A 23,136-nucleotide genomic window follows, 5' to 3' on the forward strand; every position below is an offset into this window, starting at 1 on the left:
AGATAAAGCACGCGCCGCACGGCATGCCCGTGCGGCGTCCAAATCACGAAGGAGAGAACCTATGTCCGCACGTCCGTACAAGATCGAAGCGCAGCCGCTCGTGCAGCGCTATGCCCGGGGCTGGCATTGCCTCGGACTCGCGAGCGACTATCAGGACGGCAAGCCGCATACGCTCAACGTGTTCGGCCGGCGTCTCGCCGCGTTCGCCGATTCGGCGGGGCAGATTCACGTGGTGGACGGCTATTGCCCGCACATGGGCGCCGACCTCTCGACGGGCCGCGTGGAAGGCGACCGGCTCGTGTGCCCCTTCCACGGCTGGCAATGGGACGGCGAAGGCCATTGCCAGTCCATTCCCTATTGCAAGCGCATTCCGCCCAAGGCGAAGATCGGCGCGTGGCGCACCTGCGTGCAGAACAAGCTGCTGTTCGTCTGGCACGACCCCGAAGGCGGCGAGCCGCCCGAGAGCGTGGCGATTCCGCCCATCGCGGCCTGCGAGTCGGACGAGTGGTCGGACTGGGTCGTCGACAAGATGGTGATCGGCACGAACTGCCGCGAGCTCGTGGACAACATCTCGGACATGGCGCACTTTGCGACCGTGCACGGCGCGCCTGTGGACTATTTCGCGAATCTCTTCGAGGACCACAAGGCCACGCAACTGCTCGTGGGCCGCAGCGCGCGGCTCGGCGGCGACGAGCTGATCGCGCTCTCCACCTATTTCGGCCCGGCGTATCACATCACGGAGATGACGGGGCAAAGCGGCGGCCATCCGATTCACTCGATCCTGCTGAACTGCCATGTGCCCATCGACATGAACAGCTTCGAGTTGCGCTACGGCGTGATGGTGAAGAAGATTCCGGGCGTCTCCGAGGAGCAGAACATGGAGATCGCGCGCGCCTATGTGGCCCAGGCGCAGGCGGCGTTCTACGAGGACGTGGTGATCTGGGACAGCAAGACGCGCATCGACAACCCGCTGCTCTGCGAAGGCGATGGCCCGCTCTATCAGATGCGCGACTGGTACGGCCAGTTCTACGTGGATGCCGCCGACGTGCGGCCTTCGAGCCGCTCGCGCAAGGTGTTCGAGATCACGGTGGAAGAGGGCGGCACGGTGCCGCCGCTGCATCACGTGTTCGAAGGCTGAGCGATAATGGGAAGTTGCCGGGAGGCGCGGTGCGAGCCGTGCTTCCCGCGCGGGCCTTTGAAGGCGATCGTTTTCGTCTGACGATAAAGTTGCTGGCGCAACGAGTTTGAATCATTCGTCGGCCGCTTCCTGCGGATGCGCGTTGCGCAAATCTTCCAGAAACGCCTGCACGATCGGATCGTGGCTGCTGCGCTTTTGCGTGACCATGTGAAACGTCACCTCGTAGGTCAGCGCCTTGGGATTGAGCGCGGCCAGCATCCCCCGCCGCACGTGTGGCGCCGCGAACTGCTGCGGCAAGTAGCCCAGATGATGGCCCGAGAGGATCAGCAGCGAGACGGCCTCCATGTTGTCGGCCTGCGCGCTCACCTTGTTCGCCGTGGTCGAATGCTGTGCCTCGGGCGTCGGGTACGTGCGCCACACCCACTCGTGATCAGCGACTTCGGCCGGGGCGAGCTTGCCCGCGCGCTCGAATAGCGGATGCCCGCGCCCGCAATAGGCGATCTGCCGCTCGACAAAGAGCGGCGTGTATTCGAGCGTCGGCACGCGATGCCAGAAATAGCCCACGGCGATCTGAATGTCGCCGTTGAGCAATTGCTCCTCCAGCTCGCCGGGCGACTTCACCGAAATCGAGAAGCGCACCGCCTCGTCGCGCTTCTTGAACGACGCGATGGCCTCGCTGATGCGCGCGTTCTGGCCGACCGGCGCGTGGCCGATCAGGCCGATTCCCAATGTGCCCACAAGCTTGCGGTCCAGGTGCCGCGCCTTGAGCGCGAACTCCTCGGCGGCCGCGAGCAGCGTCGTGGCGAGCTCGTACATGCGCTCGCCCTTTTCGGTCAGACGAAAACCGCTGCGGCCGCGCTCGCATAGCCGGTAGCCGAGCCGCGTCTCCAGCGTCGAAAGCTGCGCGCTGATGGTGGGCTGGCTCACGTTCAGCGTCGTTTGCGCGACGCTCACGCCGCCGGCCTCCACCACGGCCACGAAGACGCGCAACAGGCGCAGGTCGAGGTCGGTCAGGCTGCCAAGCATGGGGTTCTCCCGGGGGATTCATCGATACATAGCACTATATCAATGTAAACAGTGCGGAATCGTTATTTACCTTTGCTTGACGGATGCATAAAACTGCGCCTGTAGCCGATTCGCATGATACGGCAGAGTGAATGAGAACGTAGGAAGCGTTATGTCAGACAGTGATTTTCAGCCGAATTTTCAACCGAATTTCCAGCCGCTGGGCGGCAACGTCATGCCGCGCTGCGGCGGTATCGCGACGATGATGCGCCTGCCGCAGGTCGAGACCACGCAGGGCCTCGACGCCTGCTTCGTGGGCGTGCCGTTCGATCTGGGCACCTCGAACCGCACCGGCGCGCGCTTCGGCCCGCGCCAGATCCGCAGCGAATCCGTGCTGCTGCGTCCCTATAACATGGCGACGCGCGCAGCGCCGTTCGACTCGCTGCGCGTGGCCGATATCGGCGACGTGGCGACCAACCCCTACAATCTCGCCGACTCGATCACGCGCATCGAGCACGCCTACGACGCGATCCTCGAACACGGTTGCCGCCCCATTTCGCTGGGCGGCGACCATACGGTCACGCTGCCGATCCTGCGCGCGATCCACCGCAAGCACGGCCCCGTGGGCCTGATCCACGTGGACGCGCACGCCGACGTCAACGACACGATGTTCGGCGAGAAAATCGCTCATGGCACGCCGTTTCGCCGCGCCGTTGAAGAAGGGCTGCTCGATTGCAACCGCGTCGTGCAGATCGGTCTGCGCGGCACGGGCTACGAGGCCGAGGACTTCGACTGGTGCCGCCAGCAGGGCTTCAAGGTCGTGCAGGCCGAGGAATGCTGGAACCGCTCGCTCGAACCGCTGATGGAAGAAGTGCGCGCGCGCGTGCAGGGCGGCCCGGTGTATCTGAGCTTCGACATCGACGGGATCGACCCGGCCTACGCACCCGGCACCGGCACGCCCGAAATTGCGGGCCTGACCGTGCCGCAGGCGCTCGAAATCATCCGCGGCACCTGGGGCGTCGATATCGTCGGCGCCGATCTCGTGGAAGTGGCGCCGCCGTACGACCCGTTCGGCACCACGGCGCTGCTGGGCGCGAACCTCGCGTTCGAGATGCTTTGCGTGCTGCCGGGCGTGAAGCGCCGCGACTGAGCGAAACGCGAAGGCGGCGCAGGACACGCGCAGGCGGCGCGCCCGGGCATCATGACCCGTGCCGCTGCCTGCGCCGAGTGACGCCAAAGCAGCGCAAAGCAGTACAAGCAGCGCAAAGCAGCAAGAGAGCCATAAAAGAAGGACCATCAGGAGACTTGTCGTATGACAGCACAAGAGCATGCCGGCCTCGCGACGGCCGGGGACGCGGGCCTCGAGATCGAAAACCATTCGATCGACTACATTCCCGAAAGCGAGCGTCACGCGAAGCTCAGCAGCCAGGGCCCGTTCTGGTTCCTCGGTAATTTTCATTTCTTCACGATCTCGATTGGCTTCGTGGGCCCGAGCATGGGTTTGTCGGCCGGATGGACGACGCTCGGCGGCGCGCTCGGCATCATGTTCGGCACGATCTTCATGGCATTCCACGGCTCGCAAGGGCCGGAAATGGGCCTGCCGCAGATGATCCAGTCGCGCGCGCAGTTCGGCTATCGCGGCGTGGCGCTCGCGCTGCTCGCGACGCTGTTCGTGTTCGTGGGCTTCAACGTCGTGAACGTCTCGCTCATCATGAGCGGCCTGAAAAACGTGTTCGGCCTGAGCCCGGCGCTGGTGGCGGTCGTGGCGGCGGTCGCGGGCGGCCTGCTGGCAGTCTTCGGACACGATCTCATGCACAAGGCGTTCAAGTGGGCGCTGATCGCAACGCTGCCGCTCTATGCGCTCGTCACGCTCGCGCTGATCTTCGGCGCGGGCAAGGGCGGCGCGAGCGTGGCTGGCGCGGCGAGTGCCGTGAGCGCTGCGAGCACGCATCCCGGCTTCAACTGGGTCGCGTTCATCACGCAGTTCGCCATCGGCGCGAGCTACAACATCTCCTATGCACCCTATGTGTCCGACTACTCGCGCTATCTGCCGAGGCACACGAGCCGCGCGAAACTGATCTCGGCGATTTTCCTTGGCGCGTCGCTTTCGGGCGCGTGGATGATCGGCCTGGGCGCATGGCTCGCGCAGCAACTGCAGGCCACGGACGCGCTCGTTGCGCTCAACCAGGTGGGCGCGAAACTGTTCCCGGGCTGCGGCGCCATTCTCGTGGTGGTGTCGGTGGCTGGGTTCCTGCCGATCATCGCGCTGAATACCTATAGCGCGATGCTCACGCTGCTGACCGGCGTGGACTCGTTCCACAAGATCCAGCCGACGCGCCGCGCGCGGATTGGCGCGGTGCTGGCGATCAGCGCGATCGTGCTCGGATGCACGCTCTCGATCCCGGGTAATGGCGTGGCGCTGCTCAACACGTTCCTCGTGCTGATGCTGTACTTCCTGGTTCCCTGGACCGCTGTGAACCTGGTCGATTATTTCTTCGTGCGCAAGGGGCGTTATGCGATCACGCACTTCTTCACGCCGGATGGGATCTACGGCGCGTGGCAGGCACGCGGGATTGCTGCGTATCTGATCGGCTTCGCGGCGATGATCCCGTTCTTCTCCATCGTGGACAACGAGTCGGGCAAGGAGATCTTCGTTGGTTACTTTGCTCACCTGATGAGTGGCATCGACCTGGCGTGGCTCGTGGGCTTGATCGTCTCGGGCGCGACTTATTATGTGTTGAGCCGGTCGCTCGATCTGGCTGCTGAGGAGAAGGTCATCCGCACGATTAGCGAGCGTGACATTGTGGGGATGGCGCGGGAGTGAGTGTCAGCGCGCCGGTTTGGGTGAGGTGGGGCCCGGGCCGGCGGCCGGTTGCGTCTTCCGCAACCGGCTCGTCGCACTCTCCCTTATCCCACACCACCCACAAGATAATTGCGCCGAATCTTCTCCACATCTACATGCAGAACGTCGACCAGATAGTGCTGCATCCCGCCATATCTTTCATCGATCACCGCCATCGCCGCGCCGATATAGTCGGGATCGACATCGAGCAGCGGCTGTGCGACCTCAGGCGCCACACCAATCCTCTGTAACTGCACCAGCGCCCGCGCATTGCCCGCCGCGTTATAGCGATTCGATTCCAGATAGTTCGCGATGACCGTCGCGCGGTCCACGCCCAGCGCCGAAAGCAGCAGCACCGTCGCAAAGCCGGTGCGGTCCTTGCCAGCGGTGCAGTGGTAGAGCAGCGTCTTGTCCGCTTCGGCGAGCTTCAGGAAGCGGGCGAACTGTGCCTGGTAATCCTGAGGAAACTGCCGGTAGAGGTCGACCATGAAGCGATGCATCTGCTCGGGTGTCGAGCGCTTGAGCATCGGCACGATGGCCGCGGGCGAGAGGTCGCCCGCGAGCACCGGATCGGCCAACCAGGGGAATTGCGCGCCGAACGCGGCTTCGGCGGGCGTTTTTTCGCTGGCGGCGCGAAAGTCCACGACGTCGTCCAGATGCAGGGCCGCGAGCCGCGTGAAGTCGGCCGGCGTGCCCAGCGCGGGATTGCCGCTGCGATAGAGCCGATGCGGTGCTATGCGCCGGTCATCGGCGCCCATGATGCCGCCCAGGTCGCGCAGGTTCTGCACGTGGTCCATGGGGATCAGGCGGTCGGCGTCGGGCTGGGGCGCGGCGGGGGCGTCGATGATGGGTGCGGATTCGCTTTGCACGGGTGTCGAGGTTTGGGCGCTCGCGGCATGAGCGATCACGCTCGTGGCGAACGATGCGGCGGCGATGCGCGCCGCGCAGCGTAGCGCGACGCGGTGGCGGGGAAGGCGGGGAGGTTGTTGCATGGTCAAGGTGCAGTAGCGGAAAAGACGAGAGCGTAGCAGCAAATGCGAAACAGGCGCCATCGTCAGACGGCGCGCGTTGTCGAGCAAACGCGAGCAAACGCGAGCAAACGCGAACCAGCACGGAAAAGCGCAAACAGGCGCGCGCCAGCCACCCTGCGCGCCCGGCGAAAGCAACGCGCCGCTCAACCGGCAGCGCTCACGCCGCCACGCTCAGCCCGCGTGCGCGTGCGAAGTTGATCGCCGTGTCTTCGATCATGTCTTCCTGGCCGCCCACGAGGCGCTGGCGGCCCAGTTCCACGAGGATGTCGCGCGCGGGCACGCCGTATTTCGCTTCGGCGCGCTTCGCGAACAGCAGGAACGACGAGTAGACGCCCGCATAGCCGAGCGTGAGCGCGTCGCGGTCGATGCGGATGGGCGCGTCCATAATCGGCAGCACGCGGTCTTCGGCCACGTCCGAGATCGCGAACACGTCCACGCCCGTCTCGATGCCCATGCGCTCGCACACGGCCACGAACACTTCCATGGGCGTGTTGCCCGCGCCCGCGCCGAGCCCGGCCGCCGCGGCGTCGATGCGGCGCGCACCCGCCTCGATGGCCGCGAGCGAGTTCGCAATGCCCATGGCCAGGTTGTGGTGGCCGTGAAAGCCCAGCTCGGTCTCGGGGCGCAGCGCCTCGCGCACGGGCGTCAGGCGCGCGGTCACGTCGTGGGGCAGCATGTAGCCCGCCGAATCGGTGATATAGATGCAGTTCGCGCCATACGACTCCATGAGCAACGCTTGCTCGACCAGCAGCTCGGGCGGCGCCATGTGCGCCATCATCAGGAATCCTACGGTATCCATGCCAAGCTCGCGCGCGAGGCCGATGTGCTGGCCCGAGACGTCGGCTTCCGTGCAATGCGTCGCCACGCGGATCGTGTTCACGCCGAGCGCATGCGCCATGCGCAGATGGTCGACGGTGCCGATGCCGGGCAGCAGCAGTGCCGAGACCTTGGCCTGCTTGAGCTCGCCGATCACGGCTTCGAGGTAGGCTTCGTCGCTATGCGCGGGAAAGCCGTAGTTGACCGAGGCGCCGCCCAGGCCGTCGCCGTGCGTGACTTCGATGAGCGGCACGCCGGCGGCGTCGAGTCCGCGCGCGATGCTGCGCATCTGGTCCAGCGAGATCTGGTGGCGCTTGGGGTGCATGCCGTCGCGCAGCGTCATGTCGTGCACGGTGATGCGGGTGCCCGCGAGCGGATGCGTGGAGGCTGCGTTCGTTTCTGGAATAGTGGTTTGCATCGTGACTCCCGTCGTGTCGGTTTCAGGCGGCCGTGGCGGCCAGCATCTGCTCGGCGAACACTTCGCCGGTGCGGGCGGCGGCGGCCGTCATGATGTCGAGGTTGCCCGCGTAGCGCGGCAGGTAGTCGCCCAGACCCGCCACTTCCATGAACACGGAGACGCGCTTGCCGTCGAACACCGGCCCGTTCTTGAGCGTGTAGCCGGGCACATAGCGGCGCACTTCCTCCACCATCTGGTGGACCGAGGCCGTGATGGCCGCGACGTCCGGTTCGTCCTCGGTGAGGCAGTGAATCGTGTCGCGCATGATGAGCGGCGGCTCCGCCGGGTTGATCACGATGATGGCCTTGCCGCGTTTCGCGCCGCCCACGCTTTCGATGGCGCGCGCCGTGGTGCGCGTGAATTCGTCGATGTTCTTGCGCGTGCCGGGGCCGACCGAGCGCGAGGACACCGTCGCGACGATCTCGCCATAGGCCACGGGCTGCACGCGTGCGACGGCGTGCACGATGGGGATGGTCGCCTGGCCGCCGCAGGTGACCATGTTGACGTTGAGCGTCTCGCCCAGATGCTCGCCCAGGTTCACGGGCGGCACGCAGAACGGCCCGATCGCGGCGGGCGTGAGGTCGATCACGCGCACGCCGCGCGCGGTCAGTTTGTCGGAGTGCTCGCGGTGCACATAGGCCGAGGTCGCGTCGAAGGCGATGCGGATCTGGTCGGCTTCCAGATGCGGCAGCAGGCCGTCGATGCCTTCGGCCGTCGTCTTCAGGCCCAGCGCCTGGGCGCGCGCAAGCCCTTCGGAGGTCGGATCGACGCCGACCATCCAGACGGGTTCGAGCACGGGGCTGCGGCGCAGCTTGTAGAGCAGATCGGTGCCGATGTTGCCGGGGCCGATCAGTGCGCATTGAATCTTGCTCATGGATCTTTCCTTGTTGATGGGATCTTGGCCTGCGATTAGTTCGGAATGCATAGGATTGGCAGACCGTTCAGACGAAGCTGACTTCGCAGCCCCCAATGCCTTCGATGCGCATCGAGAGCCGGTCGCCGGCACTCACGGGAATCAGCGCGGCGAGCGCGCCCGAGAGCACCACTTCGCCCGCGAGCAGCGGCATGCCCAGCTCGCCGAGCGTGTTGGCGAGCCATGCCACGGCATCGGCGGGGTGGCCGAGCGCTGCTGCGCCCACGCCTTCGCCCGCGTTGACGCCGTTTTTCTCTATGCGCATGCGGCACGCCGCAAGATCGACGGCGTGCGGCGCGACGCGTTCGGGGCCGAGCACGTAGACGCCGCTGGAGGCGTTGTCGGCCACGGTGTCGCCGATGCGGATCGCCCAGTCGCGAATGCGCGAGTCGACGATCTCGAAGCATGCGCCCACGGCTTCGGTCGCCTCGAGCACGGCGGCGCGGTCCACGCCGGGCCCACGCAGGTCGCGGCGCAGGTAGAACGCGATCTCGCCTTCGGCGCGCGGCTGGATCAATGTGTCGGCGGGAATGGCCGCGCCGCTTGCGTACTGCATGTCCGAGAGCAGCATGCCGAAGTCGGGCTGGCGCACGTCGAGCATGTCCTGCACGGCCTGGCTCGTGACGCCGATCTTCTTGCCGATCACGGTTTCGCCCGCTGCTACGCGGCGCGCGATGTAGTGCTGCTGGATGCGGTAGGCGTCGGCGAGCGGCAGCTCGGGCAGGCGCGCGGTGAGCGGCGCGATGGGCACGCGTTCGCGCCAGGCCGCATAGAGCGCGTCGCCGAGCGCGGCGTGTTGGGCTGAGGTCATGTCGGGGGCGTTCATCGTCAGGAGAGGAAAAAAAGCCCGCAGGCGCTCAGGCAAGGGCTTGAGACCTGCGGGCAAGCTCGCGAAAGGAACGGTTCAGACGCCGTCGCCGCGGATCGCGTCGGGCGAGTAGTAGGCCTCGTTCGTCTGCGTGGTGGGCGTGAGCACGGGCATCGGCTCCTGGTTGGTCAGGCGGTCCGCGTAGTACGCGCCCGAGATCAGGTCGTGATAGAACACCGAGGTCGAGTAGAACGTCTTCGCGTCGAACGCATAGAGCGTGGGCGCGAAGTTGGTGCGCCACAGCGTGCCGCGCGCGTCGTAGTTGTCGGCGGCCACGGCGTTCCAGCTGTCCTCGTCGAGATAGAGCACGCGCTTGGCGTACTGGTGCCGGTAGCCCGCTTTCAGCGTGGCCTGGAGCACCCATACGCGGTGCAGCTCGAAGCGCATGTACTGCATGTCCTCATGGCCCTTCGTGAGCAGTGTCGTGTACTTGATCGACGGGTCCATCAGCTTGTAGTTGTCGTACGGCACGTACACTTCGCGCTTGCCGATGATCTTCCAGTCGTAGCGCTCGCCCGAGCCGTTGAAGAGGCGGTCGTCGTCCACGGTGCGAAAGCCGCCCGGGCCTTCGGGCTGGTCGAAGCCGAACTCCGGCGACTGGCGCACGCGCCGCGTGCCGGGGTTATAGGTCCACGTGCGGCGCGTGTCCGAGCCGTCCTGGTCCCACATTTCGTAGCCCGTAATAATCGTGCCTCGGTCCGAGAGCGGCAGCACCACGGTCTGGCGGAAGAAGCTGCGCGCATTGAGCTTGCTGTTCGGATCGAAGGGCAGCGCCGAGCGCGGGCCGTAGATCGAATACTGCACCTTGCCCCACGCGATGTTGCCGTCCGGGTAGACCACGCCCTGGTCGTAGGTCGCGTTCTCCGACTCGACCGCCGAGGCGAAGCGCAAGTCCCACATCGCTTCCACGCCGGTCTTCGGGACCGGGAAGGGCGCGACGGGCGGGAAGTCCTTCAGGCCGTTCTGGTCCTTCGTCATCGTGGTATTGGGCGCGTACTCCTTGATCGCCTTGTACACGGAGTCGGGGTAGGCGAAGTCGCGATGGCTCGGATAGACCGTGATCTTGAAGGTGTCCGGGTACTTCTTGAAGAGCGCCTTCTCGCCGTCGGTCAGCCGCGCCGCGTATTGATCCATGTTTTGCGCGGTGATCGTGAACAGCGGCTTGTCGCTCGCGTACGGGTCGGGGTAGCGCTCGCCGGGCTTGTAGTTGACGTTCGACGGCGCGCCCACCCACTTGCCGGTCCAGGCCGGGATGGTGCCGTCCGCGTTGCCGGCGCGCTCGGCGCCCATCGGCGTGAGCGTGCTGTCGAGCTTCGCAATGTCGGCGGCGCTCGTCTTCGCGAATGTGCCCGCGGCGAGCGCAACGCCTGCCGCGAGTGCGCAGACTTGCATGGCGTGGTGAAAGGTTCGACTCATGTCCATTCCTCTTGCGGTAAAGATACGGCCAGATCAAAGCCTTCGAAAGCCGGCGCCAGGCGAAAGCAATCGCCGTGGCGCTGCGGCTTCAGAAGGAGTACGTAGCAGTGGCGAGCACGTAGTCGCGGTCGGCGAGCGGCCGCAACGTGGGGTTCGGCGTGCCCAGGAACTTCGCGTAGACGAGCGAGAGCTTCAGGTTCGAGAGGCGCGTGAAGTCCACGCCCACGGTCACGCGGTGATCGCCCACGCCGGTGAGCGAGCCGAGTCCGCCCGAAAGCGCCGAGGTGCCCGTGAAGTCGTCGGAGTAGGTGAGCGGCACGTCGAGGTCCCAGCCGGTGAAGACGTTCTTGTAGCTGAGCGTCCAGGCCACTTCGAAGGCCGCCGCGTTGCGCGTGTTCGCGAGCGTGGTCGAGCCATAGACGGGCGTGACGTTGCCGGTGTGCACATACGAGACTTCGGCCACGAGCGTTTGCGACGCCGCGAGGAACGTCGGCCCGATCGTGTAGATGGCCGAAAGATTCGACTGCCAGACGTCGCCGCGCGTGGCCGTTGCACCGGTGGGGGCGTTCACGAGCACGGCGGCGCCCTGGCGGTACGAGGTTTCGCCGGCGACGTTCACGCCGCCCATGTCCGTCGAAAAGCTCAGGCCGGTCAGCTTGATGTGATCGAAATACTTCTCTTGATACTGGAGCGTCGGGTAGTAGCTGAACACGACACTTGGGTTCATGTCGTTGTAGTGCAGGTAGTACGCACCGATCTCGGTGTCGCCGAATACGCGCCAGCGCGCGCCCACACCCCACTGGTCGACGTTGTTCGGCCGGATGTCGTTGCCGCGCGGGATGATCGTGCCGCCCGGCCCGATCAGGAATTGCGAACCCGGACCCGTGATGTCGGAGTAGCTGAAGTAGCTGCCCGGCGCCGTGAGCTGATTGGCTTCGTACGCGAACTGCCAGTACGCCATCATGCTGAAGCGCGGCGTGATCTGCCATTGCGTCGAGATTTGCGGCACCGGCAGCAGGATGTCCTTGACCTCGGCGCCGGCCACATAGGACTTGGTGGCGTCGGCAGGGCCTTGCGCGCCCGCGATGTTCGGGAAGAACACGCTTTCGCCCCAGGCCACCACCTGGTCGCCCACCTTCACGTTGAGGTTGGTCTGGCCGATGTGGAACGTGTTGTACGCATAGGCCGCGAGCAGCTGGGGCCGTGCGCCGGCCCAGTAGCTCGTGTCGCCCGTGAACTGGTTGTAGACGCCCGAATGGTTCACGGTGTCCGGCGCGTCGTTGTAGTTCGGGCGGTGATAGACCTGGTCGTAGAACGCGTCCGCGCGCACGAAGACACCCCAGTCGTCGTGCTTGAGGTTGACCTCGCCCAGGATGTTGGCCTGGTTCTGCATCAGCTTGCCGGCCTTGAAGTTGCGGTCCCCGTCGTCGCCGTTGATGTTGCCCGGACTGAGCAGATTGCCGCTCGGCGCGTGCGTGCGCATGCCGAGCCCATAGCCGATCGTGAAGTTGTAGTCGAGCGTGGTGTTGTTGCCGAAGTCGATTTCGTCGCCGGCCCACGCGTTCGTCGCGGCGCTTACGCACGCCGCTGCGAGCGCGAGCCGGCAGGCGGCGGTGATCGGTCGTAACGCACGCGATGTTTCGATTCTCATTGTGTCTCCTCTGATGGCTTTCTGTTGGCTCTTGCGGTGGCTCTTTCTATGGCTCTGCGTGTGTCCTGGCCGTGGCGCTTCGATGGCCCGGCCCGTTTCGGCTCGTGGACCAGGGCTTTGTTGTGGACAGAGGTTAGGGCGCTTGTGCGCAGCGAGAATCGTCAATACGGACTAGTTGGTTCCCCTCAGTGTCGCGATCGATCTTTTGCGCGGCGTTGCAAATCGGCGTGGGTGTGTGCTTTGGGTGTGTGCATACGCGCGCGCATTTATCGGCGATCTGTGCCTATGCACTCCCGAATGCCTGGCCCGCCTCGGTGGCCGCGAGAAATGCGGGCACTTCGCCGCCGCCTTCGAGCACGAGATTCGCCCCGGACGCATACGACGCATGCGAGGAAGCGAGAAAGAGGCAGGCGTTGGCCACGTCCGCCGGCGTGGCGAGACGCCGCGCGGGCACGGTGGCCGCCGCCGCGCTCAAGGCCTCTTCGCCCACGTGGCCGGCCGTGGCGGCATCGGTCTGCACGAGGCTCGGGCTCACGGCGGCCACGCGCACCTTCGGCGCCCATTCGACGGCGAGCGAGCGCACCGCGTTGATCACGCCCGCTTTGGCGGCGCCATAGGCCGCGGTGCCGGGCGAGGGCCGCAGGCCGCTCACGCTGCCCACGAACAGCAGCACGCCGCCTTCGGCCTGGCGCTGCATCACCGCGTTGGCGCGCTGGGCGAGCCAGAGCGGCGCGATCAGGTTCAGCCGGATCACCGACTCGGTAAAGCGTGGCGACGCCTGTGCGGCGAGCGCGAACGGCGCGCCACCCGCGTTGCTCACGACCACGTCGAGCCGGCCCGTCTCGGCCTCGATGCGCGCGATGAGGGCGTCGATGGCGTCGATGTCGCGCACGTCGGCGGCGACCGGGCGCAGCGCAGGCGGCTCGTTGGCGTGGGGGGCGGCGTCGGCGTCGGGCGGGTCCTGCGTCACGCTGCGCCCGCAGACGTAGACGGTTGCGCCCGCGAGCCGGAACGCCCCGGCGATCGCCGCGCCGATGCCGCGCGTGCCGCCCGTCACCAGCACGGTTTTGCCGCTGAAATCAAAGGGTGTCATGAGTCTCGTCTCCTTCCTGAATGCGCCGATGTGCGTTGATACGCGCTGATTTGCGCGGCTGTGTGCGTGAACGCGCCGGTACATGCCGGTCCCGGCGCACCGCGCGCTGGCGAGGCCGATGGTAGGGGAAATGCGGGGTGGTTTCTTAGTCTGAAAAGACGATGCGGCGCACGTTCGCGCCCCCGATCATCGGCGTAAAGACAGGAGACAAGCCCATGACGACAGCACCGAACACGGCTTTACCCGCCGGCACTATCGGATCTTTCACCGATGTGCCGGGCGGCCTGAGACTGCATCATTTCGAAGCCGGCAGCGGCGAGCCCGTGGTGTTCATCCACGGCAGCGGCCCCGGCGCGAGCGGCATCAGCAATTTCCGCCATAACTACGCGCCCATCGCGGCGGCCGGGCACCGCGTGATCGTGGTCGACCTGCCGGGCTACGGCGCGTCGTCCAAGCCCGCCGACGCCGAATACACGCTCGACTTCTTCGTTCAGGCCCTGCGCGCGCAGCTTCTCGCGCTGGGCGTGGGCCGCGCCACGCTGCTCGGCAATTCGCTGGGCGGCGCGATCGCGCTGAAGTACGCGCTGGATTATCCGCAGGACGTCAAGGCGCTTATCATGATGGCGCCCGGTGGCGTGGAGGAGCGCGAGACCTACTTCCGCATGGAAGGCATCCAGAAGATGGTCTCGCTCTTCACCAATCGGCAGATGAACCGGCAGACCATGCGGTATCTGCTGGAGTTGCTGGTGCACGATCGCGCGCTCGTGACCGATGCGCTCGTGGAAGAGCGCCTGAAGGTGTGCGAAACGCAGCCGCCCGAAGTGCTTTCGACCATGCGCGTGCCCAACCTCACGGCGCGCCTCGTGGAGCTGCGCTGCCCGGTGCTGGGCTTCTGGGGCACGCAGGACCGCTTCAACCCGGTGAGCGGCGCGATGCACTTTCTCGAGCAATGCGAGGACGCGCGCTTCGTGCTGATGAACCGCTGCGGGCATTGGGTGATGGTGGAGCACCGCGAATATTTCAACCGCGAATGCGTGGATTTTCTCGCCGACCTGGATAAGGCAGCGGACCATGCGGATCGCACAAGCAAGACACAAGACAAGGAGACGGCATGACCGGCACGCAGGTTCAGACGCAAGCGCTCGCACAACAACTGTTCGGCATGAGCGGCAAGGTGGCCGCGATCACGGGCGCCGCGCGCGGCATCGGCGCGCAGACAGCGCGTACGCTCGCGGCAGCCGGCGCCGCCGTCGCGGTGCTCGATGTCCTGCCGCAGGGCGAGGCGCTCGCGGCCGAGATCGTCGCGGCGGGTGGCAAAGCGCATTTCTGGCGCCTCGACGTTACGCAGGAAGCCGATGTGCAGCGCGTGTTCGGCGAGATCGTGGCGCGCTTCGGGCGTCTCGACGCGCTCGTGAACAATGCGGGCATCGAAGGCGCGAACGTGCCCACGCACGAGATCACGCTCGAACAGTGGCGCCAGGTGATGGACGTGAACGTGACGGGCGTGTTCCTCTGCACCAAGTACGCGATTCCCGCCCTGCAGCAGGCGGGCGGCGGCGCGATCGTGAATGTCTCGTCGATGTACGGGATCGTGGGCGGGCCGGACGTGCCCGCGTATCACGCTTCGAAGGGCGCCGTGCGCCTGATGGCGAAGACCGATGCGATGCTCTACGCGGCGCAGGGCATTCGTGCGAACTCGGTGCACCCGGGTTTCATCCGCACGCCGATGCTCGAAGAGGCGCTCAGCAAGCACGGCGACCCCGAGCCGATCTTCGGGCAGATGGCGCAGATGGTGCCGCTCGCGAAAATCGGCGATCCGCAGGACATCGCGGCGGGCATCCTCTATCTGGTCTCGCCTGCGGGCCGCTATGTTACGGGCACCGAACTCATTATCGACGGCGGCTATACCGCGCGCTAGGAGCCCGAATGACAAACAACACCGAACACATGAAGGCGCGCTTGCGCGAGTATGTCGAAGCGTTCAACGCGAACGACGCGGCGCGCGTGGCCGCGCTGTTCGCCGACAACGCCACGGTGGAAGATCCCGTGGGCACGCCGCTCAAGCGCGGACGCGACGAGATCGACGCGTTCTATGGCCACGCCACCACGGTGGGCGCGCGGCTCGAGCTCGTCGCGCCGCCGCGCGGCTCGCACGCGAACGCGGCCACCATCACGTTCAAGGTGCACATCGCGGGTCCGGACGGCCCCGCGCATATCGACGTGACCGACGTGATGGAATTCGACGCGCAAGGCAAGATCGCGAGCATGCGCGCTTACTGGGGGCCGGACGACTATCACGGCGCGAACGCGGCCTGAGCCCGCTACGCGCCTTGCCATGAAGCCGCGGCGCCCATCGCTACCATTGCGCGGGCGCCGCGCGCTTATTTCCGCGCTTATTCTTCCATCAGGCGCGCGCGTACCTTCTTGCCCTTCACCTTGCCGGCGTTGAGCTTGTTCACCGCCTTGCGCGCGACGCTGCGCTCCACGGCCACATAGGTCGAAAAATCGGTGACGTTGATCTTGCCGATCTGCGCGCCGCTGAAGCCCGCCTCGCCCGTGAGCGCGCCCAGCACGTCGCCGGGACGGATCTTTTCCTTGCGCCCGCCAAGAATCTGCACGGTTTCCATAGGCGGCAGCAAAGGCGCATCGCTGGCGGGCTTGAGCTCCGCGAGCGGTTGCCATTCGACCTCGCGCTTGAGCGCCTGCTCGATGCCGCCCACGCGGCCCATCTCGTCCATGCTCGCGAGACTCAGCGCCCAGCCGTCCTGATCCGCGCGCCCCGTGCGGCCGATGCGGTGCACGTAGACCTCGGGATCGGGCGTGACGTCCACGTTGATCACGGCTTCGAGCTGCGCGATGTCGAGACCGCGCGCCGCCACGTCGGTCGCCACGAGCACGGAGCAACTGCGGTTCGCGAACTGGATCAGCACCTGGTCGCGCTCGCGCTGATCGAGCTCGCCATGGAGCGCGAGCGCATGAAAGCCCTGCGCGCGCAGCACGTCGAGCAAGTCGCGGCATTGCTGCCTGGTATTGCAGAACGCGATCGTGCTCACGGGCCGGTAATGGTTCAGCAACATGCCCACCGCGTGCAGGCGCTCGTCGTCGGCGACCTCGTAAAAGCGCTGGCGGATCTTGCTGTCGTCGTGATGCTCTTCGAACTTCACTTCCTTAGGATTGCGCAGGAATTGCTGGCTCAGCTTCGCGATGCCCTCGGGGTAGGTGGCGGAGAACAGCAGTGTCTGGCGCTCCTTGGGGCATTGACGCGCGACCTTGGCGATATCGTCGAAGAAACCCATGTCGAGCATGCGGTCCGCTTCGTCCAGCACGAGCGTATTGAGCGCGTCGAGCGAAAGACTGCCGCGCTCGAGGTGATCCATGATGCGGCCCGGCGTGCCGACGATGATATGCGCGCCGTGCTCGAGACTCGCCGTCTGCGGCTTCATCGGCGTGCCGCCGCACAGCGTGAGCACCTTGACGTTCTCCTCGGCGCGCGCGAGGCGGCGGATCTCCTGCGCGACCTGATCGGCCAGCTCGCGCGTGGGGCAGAGGATCATCGCCTGCACGTCGAGGCGGCGCGCATCGAGCTTCGCGAGCAGCGCGAGCGAGAAGGCGGCGGTCTTGCCGCTGCCCGTCTTGGCCTGGGCGATGAGGTCGTGGCCCGCGAGCGCGATCGGCAGGCTCGCGGCCTGAATGGGCGTCATCTCGACATAGCCCAGACGGGCGAGGTTTTCGAGCGCGGCGGGCGCGAGCGCAAGCGCGCTGAAGGGCGTGGCGGTGGGTGTGTTCGTCATACGTGGTCTCGCGCCCCGGGGGCGGGTGCCGCGCGGCTTTCGCCCGGGGGCGTGGCGCGGCGAGGATGGATCGGGCGGCGATGGGAGCATCGCGCGTGGCGCAATTCTAGCCGATGCGCGCGGGAGGGCGCCTGGTTTGTGGAATGTCAACCAGATGGATTTTTTTGGCCATCTCGCGCGCCACGAAGCCGCGAACCGACCAAATTTAAGAATTTTCGTGTTTCAAGCTAAGTCTATCTCTTTCAGGATAAATCTGCGGACGGCGGAATGCGTCGCCGCGGCACCGCAGGTCTCTCTTCGAAAGGAAACGGCATATGAAAGACGCAGTGACGGGGCGCGAGGTCGCCCGTCTGGGCGACACGACAGATCATGGCGGCGAGGTCATCGAGGCCGCGCCGAATCTCACGCACAAGGGCGTGCGCGTCGCGCTCGAAGGCCACCTGGTGCGCTGCCCGAAATGCGGCGGCGACTTCGCCATCGTCGCGACGGGCACGCGCACGCACGGCGGCGTGCGCGTGGCGTTCATCGGTGACAGGACGACGTGTGGCGCGACGCTGCAAAAGGCGTCGGCGTGACCGCAGGCAACCTGCGGTTCTCCACGCTGGCGATCGGCGGCCGCGCCATTCCCGAGCGGGTACGCATCGGGCCGGGCGGCCTGCGGTTGCGCGAGCCGACGTTGATCCCGCGGCGTGTCTCGGGCCACGAGGGGATCGGGCGGCTGTTCGAGTATCGAGTCGAAGCGGTGATGAACCCCGCGGCGCTCTCGATGACGTGGGACGCCGAACGAGTCGACCTCTCCCGCATTCGCGAGACCGAAGTCACGGTCACGATCGACCTGGAAAGCGTTCGACAGACGCAGCCGGGGCGCTTCGGCAGCATCACGACGGTTGCAACAGGTGCGGGCGCGCGCGAAATCAGCGGATACGTGACCGAGGTGTCCATCGTGGATACCGAGGACGACACGCCGGTCTACGAATTCGTGCTGCGCCCGTGGGGCTGGTTTGCCTCGCTTGGCACGAATTCGCGGCACTTCAGCGGCGCGATCGTCGACATCCTGCACGAGGTCCTGAGCCCGTATCGCGGCGAGATCGAATGGCGGCTCGACGGCGTGGCCGATCCCCGGCGCGATTTCATCCGCCAGGCGTGGGAGTCGGATTGGGACTTCTGCATGCGTTTGTGCGAGGAGTTCGGCTACCTGGCATGGTGGGAGCATCGCAATGGCACGCATGTGCTCGTGATTGCCGACAACTCCCACACGTGGCACAGGCATAGCCCGGCCTATGAGACGCTGCGCTATCACGCGGGCGGCGGCCACATAAACGAAGAGCACATTACGCAACTCGCGTACCGGAATGCCGTCACGCTCGGCAAGGTGACGGTCCATGACCACAGCTATATGTCGCCGCGCCTCAACCGGAGCAGCCTGCCTTATCGCGAGGAATGGGCCGTCCCGTACGACAGCGAACATCAGGAGTACGAGACATATACGCGCGCCGAATACGCCCAGCCCCGGACCCGCCCGGACGTCCTGCAGGACGACAAGTCGTGGCAGGAGGATGCGCAGCACCTCGCGCGCGTGAAACTCGAAGCGGTGTCGTGCATGCGGGTGCGCGCGAACGGCAGCGGCCATCTGCGCGGGATCGAGGCAGGCAAGACCTTCACGCTGACCCACCATCCGCACGAGGAGGCCAACCGCGACTATCTCGTGCTCGCCTGCACGCTCGATATCCGCGAGGCCGGCGTGATGTCGAGCATGCTGCGGGAATACTCGGTCGATGCGTCGTTCGATCTGCATCCGGCGAGCGAGCCTTACCGCATGCCCCAGGTCACACCGCGCCCGCGTATCGATGGTTACGAATACGCCGTAATCGTCGGGCCGAACGACGCCGAAATCTGGCTCGAAGCGCACAACCGCGTGCTGATTCAGTACGCGTGGGACCGGGACGGCAAGTTCGACGGCAGGTCGTCGATATGGGTGCGCGTCGCGCTGCTGTGGCAAGGCAACCAGATGGGGACGGTCGTGCATGGGCGCTGCGGGCAGCAGGTGCTTGTTGGCTATATCGACAGCGATCCTGACCGGCCGGTCGTGATGGCGTTCGTGCCGGACCGGGACAACATGCCGCCCTGGAAGCTGCCCGAGAATCAGGCGCTATCAGGCATGGTCACGCGCAGTCTCGGCCGGGGCAGCACGACCAATCATCTCGCGCTCGACGACACGGAAAACCGGCAGCAGGCGCAGCTTGCAAGCGATCACGCGAAAAGCAGTTTGAGCCTCGGCTATATCACGCGTATCGAGGGCAATGCGGGGCGGCAGGATGCGCGCGGCGAAGGGTTCGAGCTTCGCACCGACGCGCACGGTGCGCTGCGTGCGGCGCTCGGCTTGCTGATTACGACGGTTGCGCGGCCTGGCGCGCGCGGCAAGGTCAAGGAGATGGGGGAGACGGTTGCGCGGCTTACGGCAGCGCGCGATATCCACGAAGGGCTCGCGCAGCAGGCGCAGCGACATGGGGCGCAGAACGCGGTTGGCGATCAGTCGGATGTGACTGCGGATATGAGGCGCGTTAATGCTGAATTGCGTGGGAAGCCGGAGGCGGGGCGCGGTGAGTTTCCTGAGTTTGAGGCGGCGCATCTCGTACTGTCGAGCGAAGCCGACATTGTCACCGACGCAAGGCGCAACGCGCACTTCGCCAGTCAGGTGCACACCGCTATTACATCGGGCGGACATGTCTCCATCGCGACGGGGAAATCGTTCTTTGCTTCGGTGCGTGAGAAGGTCGCGTTCTACGCACAGAAAGCGATCACGCTTGTCACGCCGGGCCGGATTTGCGTCGAATCGCGCACGGCCGATATGCGACTGCTCGCACAGGAAGTTGTCGAGATCATCAGCCGTGGTGACTGGATCAAGCTGGCGTCGCCGAAGGGTATCGAGTTGCATGGCGGCGATTCGGTGTTGCGGATCTCGTCCGAGGGAATTATTGGCTATACGGGCGGACGCTTTCTCGTTCATGCAGCAGATCATGCGACGGATGACCCGGTGAGCAAGCCGGTCGATTTTCCTGTTACGGCGGAGAACCCTGGCAGGCTGGCGGCTCATCACGTGCTGGTTGAGGAGGGGGGCGGGTTTGCTATCGCTAATCAGCCGTATCGCCTCACGTTGGACGATGGGCAGGTTATTGAGGGGGTGACGAACGAGCTTGGTGAATTGCAGATAGTGACGAGTAATGCGGTGTCGTTTGGGGTGGTTGAGTTGATGTCGCAGAGTGCGCCTGAGGATGTGATCGCGGTTGCCAGGACGGCTGTCTATCGGGACGCAGTCGCACCCGTTCCCGCACAGGTTGCGGATCCAGTGAAGCGGACTACCCAGGTAGGCGGAAACACGGCCAGCACGCCCGCAGAAGGCGCGACTACACAGGGCAAACCACCCGCATTCCTGAAATGTGATCCGATGAATTTTGGTCTGCGTAGCAGTCGTTATGCGAGCAAGAAGCGAACGACTATAAGCGCAGCGATCGGGTATTCCACAAGCGTTGAATATCCTGTAACCAGAGCGTACACACTTGCAATTAAGGAAAAATTAGCAGCGATAGATTGGATGGGATTGGCGGGAAAACCCGTGGATGAATTGAATGCAGTTATCACCCCCGCTGTCCAAGAGCCGTTGTGGACTGCACTTCAGTCAGGACCGTTTGGCTTGCCGACCGGCTTACCAGATAGCCTTCAAAAGAAAGGAGCAATGCCAAGCACTAAGGTTATCTATAAAGGTGATGCAAAGAAATACAATATGCGACCCGACGTAACAGCATCGTTTATATCGGGTGACTGGTTAATGGCAATATACGAACAATCGATCATTACAATTTGTCAATACGCGATCGCAAAGGATGCGCCATTTCTTTCCGTCACCCAAGGGAATTTCGCCAAAACGATCTATCACGAAGCTCGGCATTGTCAACAGACATTCTGGATGATTTCCTTATTTAATACCTATCCTGAGGATTATGCGAGGTATCAGAATATCGGGAAATACTACAGGGACGTACTGAGTCGTGCCGTCTACGATCTGGCTGCTCAAACCAAATTTCCCAATGACGAACGCGTTCGCTTTGGCGTTCATGCCATGTTGATGTTTCATTATTACTGGCAGATTACTGAGATGCAGAGCAAACCATTCTATAGTTATCTGCGCTCCGACTTTGCGGATGTTCAGCAGGCAGTTTGCGATATCTGTCACGTTACGCCGGAAATCGCGAAGCAGATGGCAGACTTTGATGCAGGCTACTACAGCCAGTTACACGAAGAAGATGCTTATGCAACACAGGAAGCCGTGGATTCGTATTGGAGTAATCCTGATGCTCTGTTCTTGCGCGAGCCTGGTGCATGCACAGACAAATACACCAAAACCATTACCAAACTCGGAGCCCAAGGAAATGCTTGAGGGTGAGAGGAATCATCGGCGTGAGGCCATACTTGAAGTTATTGATAAGGCCATGTCAATTCTCCGCGACAACAGGCCCTTTGATACAGCCGATTCAGTGTTTGGAGTAATCCGATCCAAGGAAAAATTCCCGGACCTGACGGATACGCAATATATATTCAAGAATTCGACTATACCAGGCGTCATCATCAATTTTTCAATGGTAACTGACCCCCTCGATTACTCGGAAGACCGGACCAAGGTTTCCATAGTGCCTCGTACGTTCGATCTGCGATTTATCTCCTCGTCGTCGTTGCTGGATATTAGCCCTGCAGTGTTAAAGAAACGACTCGATCTCGCAGACTACTGGGTCGCGGGCGATGGGACAAGACACGAGGGAAATGACTTGGGTGCGGGCTCGCCCCCAACTCCACGCCTGCACACCTATCGGTATCGTGCGAATGCGCGTCCTGACAGTCGGTTCTCCGTCGATGTCGATCTGCTCTATGGTGACGACGGCCCCACCGACCCGACCGATACCCGAGTCATCTTGCAAGTCACGCTGAGTCGTGCCTATCCCTATCTGACGCCCGAGATGCGCAAGCAGAAACGCGAAGAAAAAGAGCGACGCGTGCGCGACCTATGGCAATCCGAGGGGGAACGAATTTTGATTCGTGATTCTACAGCTAGCTACAAGAGGAAGTTTATGCAACCGCAGAGACGGCTGATTCATGCGGGAGTGATTCTAATGCTCTGTTCTTGCGCGAGCCTAATGCGTGCACAGACAAATACGCAGATAAAATCAACAGGTTTGGAGTCAGGGGAAATGGCTGACAAAGTCGTGAAAAATCAACGTGAAGCCATACTGGCGATGATGGAAAAGGCTATGTCGATACTTCGCGACAACAAGCCATTTAATCCGGTTGACTCCGAATTTGGAGTAGTTCAGTCCGTCGAAAAAACGACCGATTCGATGGATGAGCGATACATTTTCAGAAGTTCAATTTTGAAGGGTGTCGATATCGTATTTATAACGGGTGCTGATCCCCTCGACTATTCGGATCATCGGGGCAAGACTCCCATAGTGCCTGGTGGGTTCGATTTGCAATTCGCATCTTCGCCAGTGAGGATCGACATTCTCCCTTCATTGATAAAGGAACGGCTCGATCTTGCAGACTACTGGGTCGCGGGTGATGGGAAGAAGTACGAGGGGAACGACCTGGGTTCAGGTGCACCACTATCGCCGCTTTTACACAGATACCGATATCGTGCGAAGGAGCATCTTGATAGCAGGTTTCCTGTCGATGTCGAATTGCTCTACGGCGACGCTGATCCGACCGACTCGACCGATACCCGGGTTATTTTGCACGTCACGCTGAGTCGTGCCTACCCGTACCTTACGCCTGAAATGCGCAAGCAGAAACGCGAAGAGAACGAGCAACGCATGCACGACCTGTACAGAAATTCGGGGGCAACGAAATGACGAACCGCTTCGAATATGCGGTTGCGTAGATCGATTATGTCTCATCGGTTTCGGATTTTATCAACCGTCAAAATGAAGATTGTGAAATTTTCTATGTTTCATCGAAAATTGCGAAGCAGAGGGTGAAAATTTGACTCACCGTGCTACAGCCTGATACGTGAGGAGTTATATGCAAACGCAGCGATGTCTGATTCACGCAGGAGTGGTTCTGACGCTTT

18 protein-coding genes are annotated in these 23,136 nt (G+C 63.8%); 9 read left to right on the forward strand and 9 right to left on the reverse strand.

Annotated elements, in window-relative coordinates; genetic code table 11:
• The first annotated feature begins 61 nt into the window (after positions 1-61).
• Positions 62-1,138, forward strand: coding sequence for a Rieske 2Fe-2S domain-containing protein (locus U5775_RS01285; RefSeq protein WP_322056306.1), 1,077 nt, complete (start codon positions 62-64; stop codon positions 1,136-1,138).
• 111 nt (positions 1,139-1,249) lie between these two features.
• Here the strand turns inward: U5775_RS01285 and U5775_RS01290 are convergent, their stop codons facing one another.
• Positions 1,250-2,164, reverse strand: a complete 915-nt coding sequence (locus tag U5775_RS01290) for a LysR family transcriptional regulator (RefSeq protein WP_322056307.1) — start codon at positions 2,162-2,164, stop codon at positions 1,250-1,252.
• A gap of 151 nt (positions 2,165-2,315) precedes the next feature.
• Between U5775_RS01290 and speB the strand changes: the two genes are divergently transcribed.
• Complete coding sequence (speB, locus tag U5775_RS01295) at positions 2,316-3,293, forward strand: agmatinase (protein WP_322056308.1); 978 nt, start codon at positions 2,316-2,318, stop codon at positions 3,291-3,293.
• A 162-nt stretch (positions 3,294-3,455) separates the two neighbouring features.
• Positions 3,456-4,967: a purine-cytosine permease family protein gene (locus U5775_RS01300; RefSeq protein WP_322056309.1), complete on the forward strand. Its 1,512-nt coding sequence runs from the start codon at positions 3,456-3,458 to the stop codon at positions 4,965-4,967.
• Between the two features lie 83 nt (positions 4,968-5,050).
• Here U5775_RS01300 and U5775_RS01305 read toward each other — a convergent pair whose 3' ends face one another.
• The 7 genes from U5775_RS01305 to U5775_RS01335 all read right to left on the reverse strand — a co-directional run bounded on the left by U5775_RS01305 (position 5,051) and on the right by U5775_RS01335 (position 13,230).
• Positions 5,051-5,977 carry a tyrosine-protein phosphatase gene (locus tag U5775_RS01305; protein ID WP_322056310.1) on the reverse strand — a complete coding sequence of 309 codons (927 nt, stop codon included), beginning with the start codon at positions 5,975-5,977 and terminating at the stop codon, positions 5,051-5,053.
• A 196-nt stretch (positions 5,978-6,173) separates the two neighbouring features.
• The gene (dmpG, locus tag U5775_RS01310; RefSeq protein ID WP_322056311.1) at positions 6,174-7,250 is read right to left on the reverse strand and encodes a 4-hydroxy-2-oxovalerate aldolase; all 1,077 of its coding nucleotides are present in this window, start codon (positions 7,248-7,250) and stop codon (positions 6,174-6,176) included.
• 22 nt (positions 7,251-7,272) lie between these two features.
• Positions 7,273-8,163, reverse strand: a complete 891-nt coding sequence (locus U5775_RS01315; RefSeq protein ID WP_322056312.1) for an acetaldehyde dehydrogenase (acetylating) — start codon at positions 8,161-8,163, stop codon at positions 7,273-7,275.
• 67 nt (positions 8,164-8,230) lie between these two features.
• Complete coding sequence (locus U5775_RS01320) at positions 8,231-9,013, reverse strand: fumarylacetoacetate hydrolase family protein (protein ID WP_322056313.1); 783 nt, start codon at positions 9,011-9,013, stop codon at positions 8,231-8,233.
• A 93-nt stretch (positions 9,014-9,106) separates the two neighbouring features.
• The gene (locus U5775_RS01325; protein WP_322056314.1) at positions 9,107-10,486 is read right to left on the reverse strand and encodes a DUF1329 domain-containing protein; all 1,380 of its coding nucleotides are present in this window, start codon (positions 10,484-10,486) and stop codon (positions 9,107-9,109) included.
• An 88-nt stretch (positions 10,487-10,574) separates the two neighbouring features.
• The gene (locus U5775_RS01330; protein WP_322056315.1) at positions 10,575-12,137 is read right to left on the reverse strand and encodes a DUF1302 domain-containing protein; all 1,563 of its coding nucleotides are present in this window, start codon (positions 12,135-12,137) and stop codon (positions 10,575-10,577) included.
• 283 nt (positions 12,138-12,420) lie between these two features.
• Positions 12,421-13,230 (reverse strand): SDR family oxidoreductase, encoded by an 810-nt coding sequence (locus tag U5775_RS01335; protein ID WP_322056316.1) that lies wholly within the window; start codon positions 13,228-13,230, stop codon positions 12,421-12,423.
• A 215-nt stretch (positions 13,231-13,445) separates the two neighbouring features.
• On the opposite strand from U5775_RS01335, the gene U5775_RS01340 reads away from it, so the two are divergent.
• Genes U5775_RS01340 through U5775_RS01350 form a run of 3 tightly spaced genes read left to right on the forward strand, consistent with a single transcriptional unit; the run spans position 13,446 to position 15,546 of the window.
• Positions 13,446-14,345, forward strand: coding sequence for an alpha/beta fold hydrolase (locus U5775_RS01340; RefSeq protein ID WP_322056317.1), 900 nt, complete (start codon positions 13,446-13,448; stop codon positions 14,343-14,345).
• Positions 14,342-15,148: a glucose 1-dehydrogenase gene (locus U5775_RS01345; RefSeq protein WP_322056318.1), complete on the forward strand. Its 807-nt coding sequence runs from the start codon at positions 14,342-14,344 to the stop codon at positions 15,146-15,148. Before U5775_RS01340 ends, U5775_RS01345 begins: the two co-directional genes overlap by 4 nt.
• 8 nt (positions 15,149-15,156) lie before the next feature.
• Positions 15,157-15,546, forward strand: coding sequence for a nuclear transport factor 2 family protein (locus tag U5775_RS01350; protein WP_322056319.1), 390 nt, complete (start codon positions 15,157-15,159; stop codon positions 15,544-15,546).
• Between the two features lie 77 nt (positions 15,547-15,623).
• On the opposite strand, the gene dbpA is transcribed toward U5775_RS01350, so the two are convergent.
• Positions 15,624-17,021 carry an ATP-dependent RNA helicase DbpA gene (dbpA, locus tag U5775_RS01355; RefSeq protein WP_322056320.1) on the reverse strand — a complete coding sequence of 466 codons (1,398 nt, stop codon included), beginning with the start codon at positions 17,019-17,021 and terminating at the stop codon, positions 15,624-15,626.
• Positions 17,022-17,335: 314 nt separating this feature from the next.
• On the opposite strand from dbpA, the gene U5775_RS01360 reads away from it, so the two are divergent.
• Genes U5775_RS01360 through U5775_RS01370 form a run of 3 tightly spaced genes read left to right on the forward strand, consistent with a single transcriptional unit; the run spans position 17,336 to position 22,918 of the window.
• Positions 17,336-17,596, forward strand: a complete 261-nt coding sequence (locus tag U5775_RS01360; RefSeq protein ID WP_322056321.1) for a PAAR domain-containing protein — start codon at positions 17,336-17,338, stop codon at positions 17,594-17,596.
• Entirely contained in the window at positions 17,593-21,456 is a 3,864-nt protein-coding gene (locus U5775_RS01365; RefSeq protein ID WP_322056322.1) for a type VI secretion system Vgr family protein, read from the forward strand. Before U5775_RS01360 ends, U5775_RS01365 begins: the two co-directional genes overlap by 4 nt.
• Complete coding sequence (locus U5775_RS01370; RefSeq protein ID WP_322056323.1) at positions 21,449-22,918, forward strand: hypothetical protein; 1,470 nt, start codon at positions 21,449-21,451, stop codon at positions 22,916-22,918. Before U5775_RS01365 ends, U5775_RS01370 begins: the two co-directional genes overlap by 8 nt.
• The last annotated feature ends 218 nt before the right edge of the window (positions 22,919-23,136 follow it).

It is taken from the genome of Paraburkholderia sp. J63 (assembly GCF_905220245.1).
Taxonomy (GTDB): Bacteria; Pseudomonadota; Gammaproteobacteria; order Burkholderiales; family Burkholderiaceae; genus Paraburkholderia.

What these genes read in the sequence shown, in the direction of transcription:
- U5775_RS01285 (WP_322056306.1), top strand. Translation starts at nt 62, where the DNA reads ATGTCCGCACGTCCGTACAAGATCGAAGCGCAGCCGCTCGTGCAGCGC.
- U5775_RS01290 (WP_322056307.1), bottom strand. Translation starts at nt 2,164, where the DNA reads ATGCTTGGCAGCCTGACCGACCTCGACCTGCGCCTGTTGCGCGTCTTC.
- speB (WP_322056308.1), top strand. Translation starts at nt 2,316, where the DNA reads ATGTCAGACAGTGATTTTCAGCCGAATTTTCAACCGAATTTCCAGCCG.
- U5775_RS01300 (WP_322056309.1), top strand. Translation starts at nt 3,456, where the DNA reads ATGACAGCACAAGAGCATGCCGGCCTCGCGACGGCCGGGGACGCGGGC.
- U5775_RS01305 (WP_322056310.1), bottom strand. Translation starts at nt 5,977, where the DNA reads ATGCAACAACCTCCCCGCCTTCCCCGCCACCGCGTCGCGCTACGCTGC.
- dmpG (WP_322056311.1), bottom strand. Translation starts at nt 7,250, where the DNA reads ATGCAAACCACTATTCCAGAAACGAACGCAGCCTCCACGCATCCGCTC.
- U5775_RS01315 (WP_322056312.1), bottom strand. Translation starts at nt 8,163, where the DNA reads ATGAGCAAGATTCAATGCGCACTGATCGGCCCCGGCAACATCGGCACC.
- U5775_RS01320 (WP_322056313.1), bottom strand. Translation starts at nt 9,013, where the DNA reads ATGACCTCAGCCCAACACGCCGCGCTCGGCGACGCGCTCTATGCGGCC.
- U5775_RS01325 (WP_322056314.1), bottom strand. Translation starts at nt 10,486, where the DNA reads ATGAGTCGAACCTTTCACCACGCCATGCAAGTCTGCGCACTCGCGGCA.
- U5775_RS01330 (WP_322056315.1), bottom strand. Translation starts at nt 12,137, where the DNA reads ATGAGAATCGAAACATCGCGTGCGTTACGACCGATCACCGCCGCCTGC.
- U5775_RS01335 (WP_322056316.1), bottom strand. Translation starts at nt 13,230, where the DNA reads ATGACACCCTTTGATTTCAGCGGCAAAACCGTGCTGGTGACGGGCGGC.
- U5775_RS01340 (WP_322056317.1), top strand. Translation starts at nt 13,446, where the DNA reads ATGACGACAGCACCGAACACGGCTTTACCCGCCGGCACTATCGGATCT.
- U5775_RS01345 (WP_322056318.1), top strand. Translation starts at nt 14,342, where the DNA reads ATGACCGGCACGCAGGTTCAGACGCAAGCGCTCGCACAACAACTGTTC.
- U5775_RS01350 (WP_322056319.1), top strand. Translation starts at nt 15,157, where the DNA reads ATGACAAACAACACCGAACACATGAAGGCGCGCTTGCGCGAGTATGTC.
- dbpA (WP_322056320.1), bottom strand. Translation starts at nt 17,021, where the DNA reads ATGACGAACACACCCACCGCCACGCCCTTCAGCGCGCTTGCGCTCGCG.
- U5775_RS01360 (WP_322056321.1), top strand. Translation starts at nt 17,336, where the DNA reads ATGAAAGACGCAGTGACGGGGCGCGAGGTCGCCCGTCTGGGCGACACG.
- U5775_RS01370 (WP_322056323.1), top strand. Translation starts at nt 21,449, where the DNA reads ATGCTTGAGGGTGAGAGGAATCATCGGCGTGAGGCCATACTTGAAGTT.